The sequence below is a fragment of the Aliagarivorans taiwanensis DSM 22990 genome (assembly GCF_000429505.1).
Taxonomy (GTDB): Bacteria; Pseudomonadota; Gammaproteobacteria; order Enterobacterales; family Celerinatantimonadaceae; genus Aliagarivorans; species Aliagarivorans taiwanensis.
The window spans coordinates 155,350-169,693 of the sequence record NZ_AUBZ01000001.1 but is presented as its reverse complement, the minus strand read 5'-3'; the positions used below and the strand labels follow the sequence as shown (position 1 = coordinate 169,693).

The window sequence follows — 14,344 nt, the reverse complement described above, 5'->3', positions numbered from 1 at the left end:
TTTTTTTCGCGACTATTTTTTTAACAGCAACTTTTTGCAACCAGCTTTGTCGAAACCTGCTATTTCGAAACCCGCTATTTCGCAACCAAAACGGAGAACCCTATGAAACTTAACGGCCTCACCACCAAGATTGTCCATTACGACCGTATGCAGGGCGTTGAGTTCGGTGGTGTTCATGCGCCAGTGCATGCCTCAGTGCCCTATGCCTATGCCCAGAGCCAGGATTTGGTGGATGTATTTCAAGGTAAGCAAACCGGCCATGCTTACTCGCGCCAATCCACCCCCACGCTCGATTACCTGCAAGGCAAGCTGGCGATGATGGAGCAATCTGTTGGCTGCTTACTGTTTGCCAGTGGTATGGCGGCGATTACCACTACCTTTATTACGCTTCTCAAGGCGGGCGATCACATCATTGCCAGCCGCCACTTGTTTGGTAACACCAGCAGTGTGTTTGGCACCTTACGCGGCTTTGGGGTAGAGGTCAGCTTGGTGGATGCAACCGATGCCGCCAATATCGCAGCCTGCGCTCAAGAAAACACCAAGCTGGTGTTTGTCGAAACCATCGCCAATCCGGCCACCCAGATTGCCGACCTGAAAGGCATTGGCGAGCTCTGCCAGCAGCACAACTGGATCTATGTGGTCGATAACACCCTAACCAGCCCACTGCTATTCCAACCCAAATCGGTGGGTGCCAGTTTGATTATCAACTCCTTATCCAAGTATGTCGGTGGTCATGGTGCAGTCTTGGGGGGCTCAGTGAGCGACACCGGGCTATATGACTGGCAGGGCTACCCGAATATCTTCGAAGGCTATCGCAAGGGCGACCCCACGCTGTGGGGGCTCAATCAGATCAAGAAAAAGGGCCTGCGTGACTTTGGTGGCTGTTTAAGCTCTGAGTCGGCCCACAAGCTTTCGATGGGCGTGGAGACCCTTGCACTGCGCATGCAGCGCCAGTGCGACAACGCCCAAGCGTTGGCCGAGATGCTGGCAGCGCACCCTAAAGTGGCGCGCGTGTATTATCCGGGGCTGGCGGAGCATCCTCAGCATCAACGTGCGGCATCGTTGTTCAGCGCCTTTGGCGCCTTGGTCAGCTTCGATCTGTTAGATACGTATCAGCCAGTGGCCTTTTTGGATAGCTTGCATCTGGTGTTAAACGCCACCCACTTGGGCGACAATCGCACCCTCGCGCTGCCAGTAGCGCAAACCATCTACTACGAGATGGGCTTGCAAGCACGCCAGGCCGCTCAGATCAGCGAGAATATGATTCGTTGCTCGATTGGCATTGAAGACCAACAGGACCTGTTGGACGACTTCAGACAGGCCTTAGAGGCACTATAAACGAAGGCGGCCTAGTAGCCGCCTTATTTGAATTGCGCGCTTAACGACGGGCCTACGACTCGATTTTAAGCAGGCTAACATCGAAGATAAGCAGTGAGCCGCCGGGGATGCTACCGATGTTGCGGTTGCCGTAGGCCAGCTTTGAGGGGATAAAGAAGCGGTATTTATCGCCTTCGACCATAAGCTGGAGGCCCTCGGTCCAGCCGCTAATCACTTGATTGAGGGGGAAGGTTGCGGGCTCGCCGCGCTCTTCTGAGCTATCGAAAACCTGGCCATTGATAAGCGTACCGTGGTAGTGAACAGTTACCGTTGAGCTGGCGCTTGGGTTGCTCTCGCCGCTGCCCTGTTCCAGTACCAAGTACTGCAGCCCTGAGGCCGTGGTTATCACTCCCTCTTTTTTACCGTTCTCTTCTAGGAACAAACGCGAATGGTCGAGGTGGGCACCCGCTTGCTGGCTACTGCTGTAGCGGCGTAAAAACCAGAAGGCAGCGAGAAAAATTGCCACGATAACGATGTATTGCAATGTGCTTACCTCTCTAAATCGTTGGAGAGAGCATTAAACTAGATTGGTTTAACGCGTCATTTTTTTTACAAACACTACCACAAACAGGGCGATAACGAAGCTTCCGGTGAACGCTTCCAAAGCGGCAACTAAGCGCGACAGCCCCACTGGGGTGAAGTCTCCGTAGCCGAGGGTAGTAAAGGTCACCACGCTGTAATACAAACACTCCGCCAGTGCGATAAGGTTCTGGGACACACTGTGTTGTAGATTAAAGCGTACGATCTCTCCACTAAAGTGGATACCCATAAAAAAGTAACACAGCGCACAGATCGCGATAATCGTGGCGGAAGAGACGATCACCCGCGCGGGCACCTCGCCATAGCCGCAACCCACTTCAACTAGCTTGGAAAGCAAGCGATTAATGCAGTAGCGCGGTAGTTGCTTGCGGCGCATGGTGAGCTCTTTCACCAAGAAACAACCGGAGATGTTAAACAGCCCTTCGTGCTCGGCAGTCTTACGTAGGTTGCGGTAGATCTCTTCGCTTTGCTGGTAGTAATCCAGCGCGCTGGTATGGTCACCCTGTTTATCGGCAGCCACCGCCAGCTTCTCCTGCATAAGATGTTCGCCGATATTGATATGGTCGAAGGCGGCTTGCTCGAGCTTGAGGCCCAGTAGGTTGGTGCCGCGCAGGTCGGCATGGTTTAGGTTAGCGCCGCGCAGGTCGGCCTTCATCAAGCTGCCGTTGCATAGCTTTACGTTAAACAGGTGGGCACCGCTCAGGCGAGCCCGGTAGAGGTCAGTCCCGCTCAAGTCATAGCCTTGCTTGCTGCCATGTTTGACTAAGTCGATGTCTTCGAGCTGAGCGCGCTTTAACTGTAGCCCGCGCAGCATGCCACCGTTGTGGGCAAACTGCTCGAGCTTGTGCTTTATATCAGGGCCTGATTTGTCTTGGTCCGGGTCGTGCCAAAAGCAAAGCCCACTGTCGAGGGCGGGCTGCTCACACTTGGCGCCAGAGCTGTCGTGATAAAGGCAACGTTTGATTTCTGGCATCGCTCTCCCCGGTGTTTAGACTACATATTTCCTTTTACAACCTGCTCAAAATCGCGCTTCAGGGTAACGTAACGTTCCGCGTGATTGGTGTTGAGTTTCAGTCCATCGAGTAACTTAATCGTATGTTTACACTCGCTGGCCAATTGAAGCCGCAGGTCTTTATCGTTGTTAACCAACAGCTTAAGGATAGCCTGAATTTTGTTGAGGATCGCACCAGTGTTACCGGGGGCGACTTGCAGGGCTTTATCGAAGTAGCTGACGGCCTCTTGGAAGCGGCCATCTTCATAGCACTCAATGCCCATCTTGTTGAACTCGCGGAACTGCCCGACTTTGAGCTCAAAGTTCTCATCTTCGAGCACCGACTGGGCGGAGCGCAGTGAAGATTTGTCCAGGCCGTCTCGCGATTTAAGTTCTTCGGCGAAGGGCATGGCGTACTCGTACTCACCCACCGAGTTCAGGGTCAAGAAGGTGTCAGGTAGTAGCTCGTTGCTGACTTGATCGGGGGTAGAAAGGTACTGCTCGTTGCTATCAAACAATACCCGCTTGGCTTTGTTTAACTCGCCCTTGGTGGCATGTACGCGGGCCTGAGAGATCCCTTCAAAGGCATCAAAGTCGAAGCTCTCGTCGCGTCCTTCTTCACGGCGTGCGTGAAACAGCACGGTGTTTACCTCATGCAACAGGCGGTTCTTGCGGTAGAGATCGTCTTCGGCCTGCGCTTCATCAATTAAGCTGCGAATGTAGTTACACAGGTGGCGAGGGCCACGGTGCACCGAGCGACGCGCTAGGTTAAGGATGATCGCAAAGGTCTCTTTAGCGATGCGCTGCTCGCCGGCTTCCACCGCAATATCAGCCAGCAGTTGTTGGCGTTCGATACTGAACGCCGCCATCTTACAGGCTTGCTGGGCGGTCTCCATGGCTTGTTCGAGTTGTCCGCCTTTCCAATAAGCGCGGGCAAGCCAGTCGTGCGCCATCATCAGCAGCGGACTTTGCGACAGTGTGGCCTTGAGAGTTTTGATTGCCTCTTGGTGCTCATGTTGCAGTAATTGGACCTGGCCTAGCTTAGCTTGCGCCCAGGTTTGGTTGCGCTCTTTGAGCATCGCTTGTAGGCCCGCTTTAGCATCATCCAGCTTACCGGTGAGGATCTGCGCCTCAATAACCAGGTTTTGGCAGTAGCTCTTATAGCGGGTGCCTGCTTCGATATGACGCTGGGCTTGGGTGATTACCCGTGGGTAGTTTTTGTCCATCAGCTCAGAGAGCACATCTTTGAGCGATTGGCGCTTGGCATGAGCCCTGGCTAAACGGTTGTGCAGCTGGAATTGCGAGAAGGGCTTGGCAATGAACTCGTCGGGCTCCATCTCCAGAGCACTGAGAACCATGCTCTTGTTGTTGTCGCCACTAATAATAAAGTACAGCGCGTCTACCTTGAGTAACTTGCGAACCCGTAGCTCTTCAAGTAACTGTCCACCGTTTTTTCCTGTTCCCAGATTGTAATCAACCAATAAGATATCGAAGTGATGCTTGCGGCAGGCTTGAACGGCAGCTTCGCCGGTGTTAGCAAAATGGATATCGGCAGCACCGAAATTTTGCAGCATCGCTTTGAGCATTACTTGGAACGCTCGCTGGTCGTCAACAATCAGAATTTTCTTGTCGTTGTAGTTATATTGACTTGCCATTTTCATCGTGAAATATGGATTTTTGCCTATCCTAGCATAACTTAGCGTAGGCGTAGCTAGTTGAACTGCAAAGCAAAGCCCACATTAACAGTGAGAAAAATAACACTTGCGGTGTAAAAGCGAATTGATCTACTATTGCCGTGTTGGCGGCAATTTTTTGCCGGTGACTACTGAGAAAAAGCCAAACCCGGAGCGATTCGGGGACGGAAAGTTACAGATCTCGCTTCGGCGAGATGGCTGAACCGCCTTGGTAAGTAGTGTGGTGATCCATCACTCTGCTAAGTAAGTTAGTCTATTTACCGTTTTTTACTTTCCGTTATGGTTGGAACGCCAAGCTGTAATTTGGCTTGGCGTCTTTTCATAACAAAGTAAATTCTCAGATTCCTCTTTACGGTGAGGGCGCCGCCAGGCGCCAAATTGCCTATCTCTTTTTTCAACATCCCCTATATGTAATCGCCTGTTCTGGGCTGCTTTCGCGTGCCTGGGTGTTGCCGTTTTAACGTGACTTGTGGCGATTGAGTCTAGATCTGGTGGGCGGGTTATCTGATGGACGTTCTAGGGTGGGGAATGTGGACGTGTTCATACCAATCAGAATAAGTAGATGTTCAGATGTTGCGCAGGGAAAATCTCTGAGGGCGAGGAAGGGCTTTTGTGACTAGTGGACTACTTACAAAAGCGCTGACGCTGTCATCAAAGATGTTAACCAGCAAGATGACCAGATACTTGTTCTGGTTGGTATCAGATCCCTGAAACGAGAAAAGCCGTCCAGAGGACGGCTTTTCGAAATGTGGTGGGGGGGGACGGATTCGAACCATCGAAGCTTTCGCGGCAGATTTACAATCTGCTCCCTTTGGCCACTCGGGAACCCCCCCGAAGTGCGAGGCGCATATTACCAGAACCGACTTTTCTGTAAAGCATCAAATGTAAAAAAAACGCCGAATAACGTCTATTTGGTTAAAAGCACATCATTGTGGTGCTTTATTGGCTGGTATGAGGGCGATTTATCAGAGTTTTACTGCAAATAGAGAGGGCGTGAACTGCTGCTGTGGCGGCGTAGCGAGTGCTAGTTCGATGTAAAGATTTGCCGCGGCTTGCCGATAGCATAAGCAACAAGCGGAGAGGCCATGCTAGCAGACAGTATTCGCTCCCATACTTTGTGTGACGAGCTACAACTAGGCGGACAACTAAACAGCTGTACCCATCAGGGTAACAAGGCTGCGTTCCACCTTATGCTCAGCATGCTTAGCCCTAACGTTTGTGACCAGCCGCAGTTTGAGATGGTAAAGCCCAGCCCTGCCGAGCAAACCCTTAGCCTGCGCCAGCGCTTTCAGCTCGCTGAGCCGCGCTCACTGCAAGCCCAGCCCCAAGACTATGCCCGTGAGGCCAGCTTTGCCCCGTTAAGCCAAGAATCCAGCCTTGCCAGCATTCGCCTGCAACATGCGCTGCAAGCCGGCCCGCTCCACGCCAATACCGATATCGCCGGCGTCGATGCGGAGGTGATGAACAACGTTGAGCTGTTAACCCGTGTTAAGCAGCAGCTGCGCTTTGATATGCAGACTGAAAACAAGCAAGTGGCGCTGGCTGCTCAAGCATCGGCAGATAAGGCCGTCACTGACGAAGTGATTGGTTCTGAGATGTATCGGGTAATGACCGATTTTGACTACGACAAGCCTTTAAAGCTTCATAGTTACGCCTGAGCATAAAAAAGCCCGGTACTAACCGGGCTTTGAATGTCGAGCTGGTGTAAATCGCTAACGGAACACAACAGTACGGTTGCCGTACACAAACACCTTCTCTTCGAGCACTTGTTGTAGGGCGCGAGCCAGTACGGTTTTCTCCACATCGCGGCCTGCGCGCGCCATCGCTTCTGCGCTATAGCTGTGGTCTACGTGGATTACGTGCTGCTCAACGATCGGCCCTTCATCCAGGTTATCGTTCACGAAGTGGGCGGTGGCACCGATGATCTTCACGCCGCGGTCGTAGGCCTGTTGATAAGGCTTGGCACCGATAAACGCGGGCAGGAAGGAGTGGTGGATGTTGAGGATCTTATTTTCATAGTGCTGCACGAACTCAGGGCTCAAGATGCGCATGTACTTGGCCAGCACCACGTAATCAGGTTGGTATTGCTCGATCACCTCGCGCACTTGCATATCGTGCTCGGTGCGCGACAAGCCGTCGTGACTGACGTAGTGGAAGGGGATGTCGAACTTCTCCACCAAGTCTTGCAGTGTGGTGTAGTTACCGATTACCGCGGCAATCTCTACATCCATATCACCAAATTTAGCCTTCATCAGCAGGTCGCCAATACAGTGTGCTTCTTTGGTTACCATGATGACAACGCGCTTTTTGCCTGCATTCACCAGGCGGCGGTGGCTGCCTTCTGGCAGGGCATTATCGAGTTCAGCCATCAGGGTTTCGTCGTTGAAGTAGCCCTCCAGCTCGGTGCGCATGAAGAAGCGCCCGTATTGGTTATCGACGAACTCGTTGTTCTTGATAATGTTCAACTGATGCTTGGCGCAGATATTGGTGATAGTCGCAATCAGTCCTTTTGCATCAGGACAGTCAGTCAATAAAATCTTCTTTTCCATGAATTGCCTATTTTGTGCTTGCTTGGTTAAGCCTTACCACAGCATTGTTTTAGTTTTTTACCGCTACCGCATGGGCAGGCAGAGTTGCGTTTTAAGCTAGCAGGGGAAAATTCGCCGTCGGTATAGTACCAGCGCCCGTCTTGTTTAACGAAGTTGGAGCGCTCATGCAGGATACCCAAGCCTTCACCTTCGCGGTAGTAGGCCTTGAACTCCACTATGCCTGTTTGTTCGTCCTGACTGCTACACGAGAAGATTACCTGTAAGCGATGCCACTGGGTTTGATCCTGCTTAAGACCAAGCGCGAGATCGGCGCTGCGAAAGTCAGGGTGATGGGTGGCAACCAGATAGTCGGTGTTGGCTAAACAGAATGCACTGTAGCGTGAGCGCATAAGCGCTTCCGGGCTGGTGGCGAGCTGTTGTTGCTCTACCAGTGGCTGACAGCAATCGTGATAGGTTTGGCCGCTGCCACAAGGACACTGCACGCTGGTTCTCCGGTAATCTTCAGGAGCGGCATTCTATCAGGATGCGCGGTAGCTGTCAGCTGACTGTAAGCGTATCCAAACTTGGCAGCAGCTTGGCTACCAGCTGTGGATCGAGTCGTGCTCCCGCTTGTGACTCCAGCGCTTGTTTAAGCTCAGAAGGCTTGTGCTCCAGCGCCGGGTGAAGCGCTGAGATTAACGCACTTAAGCGGGCAAACAAGTGGATCTCCTCACCTTGCAAGCCCATCGGCTGGCCTTGTCCATCCCAGCTCTCATGATGCTGATTGGCGATGCTAAGTGCCAGGCTTAAACGTTGCTGGTTGGTGGGTTGGGTAAGCTCGTCGGGCAGATCGCAGTGGCTGGCAAGTTTTTGCCACTGGGCGGGGTCGATTTGGCATTGGCTGAACAATGACTCAGGAATACCGATGCTACTGAGCCTGGCTATCCACGCCACTTCGACAAAACGCTGCTGTTCTGACTCGGACAGCCCAAGTATCGATACCACTTTCTCAGCGAGCGTTCGCAGCTCGCGCTGCTCTGAGTTGGGGCTCTCGATGGCATGGATAAGGCTGTTGTTCAGTAGCTTGATCATCTCCAGCTGGCCTTTAGCGACCTTCTGTTCGAGGTGGCGTTGCTGCAGCTTTAAGGTTGCGCCATCAACCAACATCGCCAATCCCTGCCAGGTACTCTCTTTTACCGGGCGCTCACTTTCTAAATAGAAGTAGATATCCGGCTGGTCTGGGTAGCACAGATGAAATACCGCGGATTGGTTGTCGGTATAGTGACTGCAGCAGTCTTTACAGCCGAGGATCTGTTCCTGCACTCGGCTGGGAAGCTCGGCAGCCGAGTGGGCTTGCTCCAAATAGGAGAGCTTTCCGGAGCTGGCCAACACTGTGACATGATGGCGAAACTCGGTGACAACCAACGCAGACAACTTTCGCGTGTCCGATTGGCTGAGCATATCGTCGAGCAGGCGTTTGGCCAGCAGCCGGTGGTCGTTGTCGTCGGGTAGGGTGGTGGCCGAGCTAATCATCGCCTGAAGTTGGCAACGCTGCTGCTTAAGTTCCAACAGTTCTTGATAGGCCCTAAGCGAGGCGCACATCAAGGTATCGAGACTCACGCTGTTAAGCTCGGTTTTATTCTTGTAATCGCTGACGTCGTAGTCACGAATTACTTGATGAGCCGGCGCCAAGCCCGGCTGGCCGGTGCGCAGGATTAAGCGAATATCGTGGTTGTTGAGCTCATTGCGGATCTGGCTTATTAAATCGAGCCCGGCGTGGTCGTTCTCCATGACCACATCCACCAAGGCGACCGCGATATCGTCGTGCTCGCTAAGGATTTGGTAGGCTTGCTCGGCGCTATGGGCATTTAAAAACTGCAGTGGGCGCTGTTGGTAGCGGAAATTAGAGAGTACCAGCTGGGTTACCGCGTGCATCTCTTGATCATCATCCACCACCAACACTTTCCATGGTTCAGGAGTATCGTTACCGGGGGATGAAGAGGCCTTTAGATCATCGACTAGAACAAAATCTTCACTCATAAACTCGTGCATAGTACTTGAATTGCATTGATAAAATCTTAGCAGCAAAGTCGCCAAGCGAAAGGAAGCAGTAATGAACAAAGTGAACTGGGTAGCCAATTTGGCCCTTTATCTGTGTATGTTGAGCCCGATGTCAGCCAGTGCGGAGGGCCTTGCTAGTTGCGAACAAAGCAGCCGTGTTGCCTATAACCAGTGCCTCGATGAGTTGCTAGCGCACACCCAGCAACAAGCCGATGCCGCCTATCAAGTGCGTAAGCAGCAAGCGATGAAATTGCAGCAAATTAGCAGTGGTGCTCAAGGGGTAGTGATGGCGCTGGAGCAAGCGCGGCTTAGCTTTGAGGCCTATCGCTATGCCCACTGCAACTGGCGTCGCCTCGAGATGGCCAGCGGCAGCGGCAGTGGCACAGAGTGGCGGATTTGCCACTATGAAATGACCGCGCAGTGGTTGCAGCAGTTGGCTAGCGAGTAAGTGGTTGATGGAGCGAAAGAAGAGACAAAAGAAGAACCCGCAGGGTAGCGGGCTCTGGTGATTGTTTTAGCGAGCTGTTACTGGCTCGCTTTATTCCCCAGTTTATTGGGGATTGGCCTTACGACAGCCCTCAATGGCTGGCGCAATCAACTGCAAGGCGCTTTGCTCGCACGGTGGAAGCGAAACGTCTGAGCGGCCCAGCGGTTCGACGCGCTCCCCCCACTGCACCGTTGCTGCTCCCCAGGTCAGGCCGGCACCGAAGGCCGCAAGTAGCAGCTTATCGCCGGGCTTAACTCGCTGCTGCTCCAGCGCTTCACACAGGGCAATTGGCACGGTGGCGGCAGAGGTGTTGCCGTAGTGCTGGATGTTTACCATAACCTGCTCAGCGTTGGCATTCATCCGCTTCGCCAGCGCCTCGATGATGCGCAGGTTAGCTTGGTGGGGAACGATAAAGTCGACATCCTCTGGCTGCCAATCCGATTGTGCCAGTACGCAGGAGGTGGCCTCGCCCATGCCGCGTACCGCACGCTTGAAGATCTCTGGCCCTTCGAAGTTGAAGCTGTAGTAGGCATCAGCGTTGGCGAAGCGTTCCCGGTTGGTACCAAAGTCTGGCACGCTTAAGATGTCACGGTTTTCGCTGTCACAGCCCAGTTTAGCGCTGACGAATCCGGCATCGCCGTCGCTTGCTTCAAGGATTACCGCTCCGGCGCCATCGCCAAACAGCACCGCGGTGTCGCGACGTGTCCAGTCTAGTAACTGGCTCAAACGCTCGGCACCAATCAGCAAAATGCGCTGCATGGCGCCGCTTTGAATTAAGGCGGAAGCTGTTTGTAGGCCATACACAAACCCGGTACAGGCGGCGTTAAGGTCGAACACCGCGGCTTGCTGCGCACCCAGTAGCTGTTGTACTCGGCTGGCGCTGTTGGGAATGTTACTGCCTGGGGTGCAGGTACACACCACGATGGCATCCAGCTGGCTGGCTTGCAGTCCGGCGCAGGCCAGCGCCTGTGAGCCAGCCATATAGCAAAGCTCGGCGACATCGACATGGGATACCCGGCGCTCTTTGATACCGGTACGCGAGCTGATCCACTCATCGGAGGTATCCATAAAGGTACTGAGGTCATGGTTGGTTAAGGTGGCTGGAGGAAGGCATTTGCCCCAACCGCTGATCACTGCTTTGCGCATAGTTACCCTGCTACTTGGATTGATTGGCTGATTATGCACAAGCCGCTGAGTGGGCGCAAAGTCGCGCAGCAAATATCAATCGTTGCTTGAAAAATCTACCTCTTTAGGTGAGGTTTTGAGCAGCTTATGGCATACTCGTCGCCTCAGATTTTAGTTATTGTTGTGAGAAGGCGAGGCCACGGATACTCACGTAGTTTGGAGTATGCCATGCCCATTGACCATCAAGACACGCTATCCTCAGCATCAACTCGCACCGGGGCGTTTGGCCCAGATACCCGCTATTTCGAAGTCGTTGTCGACGCATTCGCTCGCAAATTTAGCCTGTTATCCTTCGGCGGGAAGTCTCAGCAGCGCCACTACATTGCGGTCAATGGCCTTTCGGTTGAAGGCGTTTCTGTTGATGGAGAGCTTTGGGATATCCATCAGCTGCTGCGACAACTGTTCGTATGGGAATTTAGCGAAGTGAGCGAGCTGCCAGCTCCCGCAAAGCCGGATCCTGAAAAGTGGTTGCTGGTTGACGCTCGGGAAGTGAGTGAGCAAAGCGCTGATTCGATGCCGGATATGCAGTTGTTCTAGCGTTCTGAACGCGGCCTAAGTTTCTCTTTTTGGCGACAAGACCATAGCCCGCACGAGCCCCTCGCCAGCGCAGCCCAGACCAGACTAGGGCGATGCTGGCGAGTCACAATTGCTGTTTCAACCACAACCCATACCCCACAAATCTTTCTCTCTCTCATCGCACAGCTGCCGTTTGTAACGGTATTACAGTGTGACGCCCGCACAAACCCTCACTGATAGGTCGATCAATATCTCATATTGGTTAGCTTTTTGTGGGCTATTGGTTGAAATATGACGCGCTGTGATCAACCACGCTGTTTCGGCATTTGCTGATTGGTTAGCATTAATTAACGAGTTGAACAATTAATGCTCAGCCGTTTGCTGCGCCCATTGAGGGGGACCGATGTTTATCAAACAGCCCATTGCCAGCCTATCGGTGTCGGGACTCGCCAAGGCGTTTTCCGGAAAGACCGTGGTGAGAGATGTCTCATTCAGCCTCTATCCCGGTGAGATCGTCGCACTCGTTGGCGAGAACGGCGCAGGCAAGTCCACCACCAAGAATATGCTTTGCGGCTTGCTGCCGCCCTCCGAGGGTGAGATTCAAGTGGCTGGGCAAACTGTCTCGGTGGTCGACGGTAAGCAACATGGGATTGGCGCGGTGCATCAAGAGCTGAGCCTGTTTAGTAGCCTGAGTGTTGCCCAGAACATCTGTATCTCTGATCTTCCGGGAAAACCGGGGCGCATCGACTGGCCAGCTTGTCGGCAGATCGCCGAGCAGCAACTGGCGCAGCTCGGCGTTGATGTGGATGTGAATCAACGGGTCGAAAACTTAGGCGCGGGCAAACAGCAGATCGTCGAGATCGCCAAGGCACTGCTTCATGCCAGCAAGGTGTTGATCCTCGATGAGCCAACTACCTCGTTGACCGCGCCTGAGCGTGAACGCTTATTCACCTTGATGCGTCGCCTGAAAAAGCAGGGCGTCGCAATCATCTTTATCTCCCACTTTATGGACGAGATCTATCAGATGAGCGACAAGTTCATCTGTCTGCGCGATGGCCGCCAGGTGGGCAGTGGCAACATTGCCGACACCCCAAGGCGCGAGCTGGAGGAGATGATGGTGGGGCGCACCTTGGATGAAGCCAAGGTAACACTGACGCCACCCTCCTCCGAGCAGGCGGTGCTGGTTGAACGGCTAAGCTCCCACTACTTTCACGACATCTCGTTTTCCATCCGCCGCGGCGAGGTACTTGGCATTGCAGGCCTGATGGGGGCGGGCAGGACCGAGGTGGCGGAGACCTTGTTTGGACTGCGCCCGTTTGAAGGGCGGCTGCTGGTCTATGGCGAGCAGATGATTAAACCCAGTGTGCGGCAGATGAAGCAACGCGGGGTGTGCTACCTCACCGAAGATCGCCGCCGTAACGGATTATTTGGTGTGCGCTCGGTAAAAGAGAACCTGTCGGCCGCCAAGCTCTCCCGCTTTGTGCAGCGCCGCGTAAAAGGGATGGGCTTTCGCGGGGAGGCCAGTCAAGCCCAAGAGTGGGTAGAGCAGCTCAACATTTCGGTTCCCTCCATCGATGAAGCGGTATCCAGCCTAAGTGGCGGCAATCAGCAAAAGGTCTTGTTGGGGCGCTGGCTGGCGACCCAGCCGCGGGTATGCATTCTCGATGAGCCCACCAAAGGGGTCGATATCAGCGCCAAGTTCGAAATCCATAAAAAGATAGCGGCGCTGGCGGCGTCTGGCGTGGCGGTGCTGTTGGTGTCCTCCGACTTACCCGAGCTGCTGGATCTGTCCCATCGCATCTTGGTGATGCGCACCGGGCATATTGTTGGAGAGTTTGCCCGCGAGGACTTTGATGCGGTGGAGATTATCTCCCTGGCTGCCAGTTCAGCCTTTGAAAAACAACGGGCCTAGAAAAGCAGAATGAGCAGAGTGAGGAGAGAGCCATGTCCCTGAAACACCGATTGTCCGCTGTGAACTGGCTGCCGATTGCCGCTGCAACCTTGGTCGCCTGCATACTGTTGTCGTTGCTGTCGAGCTCATTTATGAGTTACACCAACCTGCAATCGGTGCTGGTACAAGCCAGCGTGACCGCCATTATGGCGATCGGCATGACCTTTATTATCGTAACCGCCGGCATCGATATCTCGGTCGGTGCCATCCTGTTTTTCACCTCATCGCTGTTCGCCAAGTTGATGATGGACACCGGCTCTTACGCTTTGGCCTTCGCCTGCGCATTGCTATGCGCCACGGTGCTGGGGGCGCTCAATGGTGTGCTGATCATCAAGTACAAGATCACCCCGCTTATCACCACGCTGGCCACCTACACCATGTATCGCGGTATGGCGATCCACCTAACTGGCGCGCAGAACATCCCGGTACCCCGGGAGATGGGCTTTTTGGGGAACGGTAAGCTGCTGAGCATTCCCGTCCCCATCTTGTTACTCGCAGTGGTGTTAGCGGTGGGGTTGTATCTCTTCAATGCTACCCGCTTTGGCCTGTATGCCCGGGCCATCGGTAACTCGGCCCAGTCGGCGCGCGAGTCCAACCTGCCGGTTAACAAGGTCACGGTGTTCGCTTACGCCTTAGGCGGGATCACCACTGGCATCGCCGCGCTGATTCTACTGGCGCGCGTGGGCGGCTTACAGTCGGGGATTGGCATTGGCATTGAGTTTACCGTGATTGCGGCGGTGGTACTGGGTGGCACTAAGTTATCGGGCGGCGATGGCACCATTGTTGGCAGCGTGATTGGGGCGATTTTCCTGGTGCTGATCGACAACGGCCTGAACCTGATGAATGCCTCGCCCTATGTCTACGACATCGTGAAAGGCAGCGTGCTGCTGATAGCGGTGGTGATCGACAAGGTCTCGGTGACTCGCCAGCAGCAACACCTACTCAACCAACGCGCCGCCCGTATTCGGGCAACCGGCTAGGGCGACCTGCTAGGGCAACGGTTAAGCATAAAAA

Annotated in this window: 13 protein-coding genes, 1 tRNA gene and 1 riboswitch; of the genes, 6 read left to right on the top strand and 8 right to left on the bottom strand. The window is 53.9% G+C overall.

Annotation, left to right across the window (positions count from 1 at the left end; all coding sequences use genetic code 11):
• Window positions 1–102 precede the first annotated feature (102 nt).
• Window positions 103–1,338 (top strand): cystathionine gamma-synthase family protein, encoded by a 1,236-nt coding sequence (locus G462_RS0100765; RefSeq protein ID WP_026957297.1) that lies wholly within the window; start codon window positions 103–105, stop codon window positions 1,336–1,338.
• Window positions 1,339–1,390: 52 nt separating this feature from the next.
• Here the strand turns inward: G462_RS0100765 and bamJ are convergent, their stop codons facing one another.
• The 4 genes from bamJ to G462_RS0100740 all read right to left on the bottom strand — a co-directional run bounded on the left by bamJ (window position 1,391) and on the right by G462_RS0100740 (window position 5,435).
• The gene (gene bamJ, locus G462_RS0100760) at window positions 1,391–1,861 is read right to left on the bottom strand and encodes a BamJ family beta-barrel-assembly machinery protein (RefSeq protein ID WP_026957296.1); all 471 of its coding nucleotides are present in this window, start codon (window positions 1,859–1,861) and stop codon (window positions 1,391–1,393) included.
• A gap of 48 nt (window positions 1,862–1,909) precedes the next feature.
• Window positions 1,910–2,890 carry a pentapeptide repeat-containing protein gene (locus G462_RS0100755; protein WP_026957295.1) on the bottom strand — a complete coding sequence of 327 codons (981 nt, stop codon included), beginning with the start codon at window positions 2,888–2,890 and terminating at the stop codon, window positions 1,910–1,912.
• A gap of 20 nt (window positions 2,891–2,910) precedes the next feature.
• Window positions 2,911–4,563 (bottom strand): response regulator, encoded by a 1,653-nt coding sequence (locus G462_RS0100750; protein ID WP_169720124.1) that lies wholly within the window; start codon window positions 4,561–4,563, stop codon window positions 2,911–2,913.
• Between the two features lie 170 nt (window positions 4,564–4,733).
• A riboswitch (cyclic di-GMP riboswitch) is annotated at window positions 4,734–4,813 on the top strand.
• A 538-nt stretch (window positions 4,814–5,351) separates the two neighbouring features.
• Window positions 5,352–5,435 (bottom strand) — tRNA-Tyr (locus tag G462_RS0100740).
• A 252-nt stretch (window positions 5,436–5,687) separates the two neighbouring features.
• Between G462_RS0100740 and G462_RS0100735 the strand changes: the two genes are divergently transcribed.
• Window positions 5,688–6,260, top strand: coding sequence for a VC2046/SO_2500 family protein (locus G462_RS0100735; protein ID WP_026957293.1), 573 nt, complete (start codon window positions 5,688–5,690; stop codon window positions 6,258–6,260).
• 54 nt (window positions 6,261–6,314) lie between these two features.
• Here G462_RS0100735 and purU read toward each other — a convergent pair whose 3' ends face one another.
• Genes purU through G462_RS23700 form a run of 3 tightly spaced genes read right to left on the bottom strand, consistent with a single transcriptional unit; the run spans window position 6,315 to window position 9,170 of the window.
• Window positions 6,315–7,151, bottom strand: coding sequence for a formyltetrahydrofolate deformylase (gene purU, locus G462_RS0100730; protein WP_026957292.1), 837 nt, complete (start codon window positions 7,149–7,151; stop codon window positions 6,315–6,317).
• Window positions 7,152–7,177: 26 nt separating this feature from the next.
• On the bottom strand, window positions 7,178–7,633 hold the full coding sequence (locus G462_RS0100725) for a YchJ family protein (RefSeq protein WP_026957291.1): 456 nt from the start codon (window positions 7,631–7,633) through the stop codon (window positions 7,178–7,180).
• 55 nt (window positions 7,634–7,688) lie between these two features.
• The gene (locus tag G462_RS23700) at window positions 7,689–9,170 is read right to left on the bottom strand and encodes an HD domain-containing phosphohydrolase (RefSeq protein WP_169720123.1); all 1,482 of its coding nucleotides are present in this window, start codon (window positions 9,168–9,170) and stop codon (window positions 7,689–7,691) included.
• A gap of 73 nt (window positions 9,171–9,243) precedes the next feature.
• Here G462_RS23700 and G462_RS0100715 point away from each other — a divergent pair, with 73 nt between their 5' ends.
• Window positions 9,244–9,639 (top strand): lysozyme inhibitor LprI family protein, encoded by a 396-nt coding sequence (locus G462_RS0100715; RefSeq protein WP_026957289.1) that lies wholly within the window; start codon window positions 9,244–9,246, stop codon window positions 9,637–9,639.
• A 102-nt stretch (window positions 9,640–9,741) separates the two neighbouring features.
• On the opposite strand, the gene G462_RS0100710 is transcribed toward G462_RS0100715, so the two are convergent.
• Window positions 9,742–10,824: a ketoacyl-ACP synthase III gene (locus G462_RS0100710; RefSeq protein ID WP_026957288.1), complete on the bottom strand. Its 1,083-nt coding sequence runs from the start codon at window positions 10,822–10,824 to the stop codon at window positions 9,742–9,744.
• Between the two features lie 207 nt (window positions 10,825–11,031).
• Between G462_RS0100710 and G462_RS0100705 the strand changes: the two genes are divergently transcribed.
• The 3 genes from G462_RS0100705 to G462_RS21265 all read left to right on the top strand — a co-directional run bounded on the left by G462_RS0100705 (window position 11,032) and on the right by G462_RS21265 (window position 14,310).
• Window positions 11,032–11,400 (top strand): hypothetical protein, encoded by a 369-nt coding sequence (locus G462_RS0100705; RefSeq protein WP_026957287.1) that lies wholly within the window; start codon window positions 11,032–11,034, stop codon window positions 11,398–11,400.
• 382 nt (window positions 11,401–11,782) lie between these two features.
• Entirely contained in the window at window positions 11,783–13,291 is a 1,509-nt protein-coding gene (locus tag G462_RS0100700; protein ID WP_035476239.1) for a sugar ABC transporter ATP-binding protein, read from the top strand.
• Between the two features lie 32 nt (window positions 13,292–13,323).
• Entirely contained in the window at window positions 13,324–14,310 is a 987-nt protein-coding gene (locus G462_RS21265) for an ABC transporter permease (RefSeq protein ID WP_051326423.1), read from the top strand.
• The last annotated feature ends 34 nt before the right edge of the window (window positions 14,311–14,344 follow it).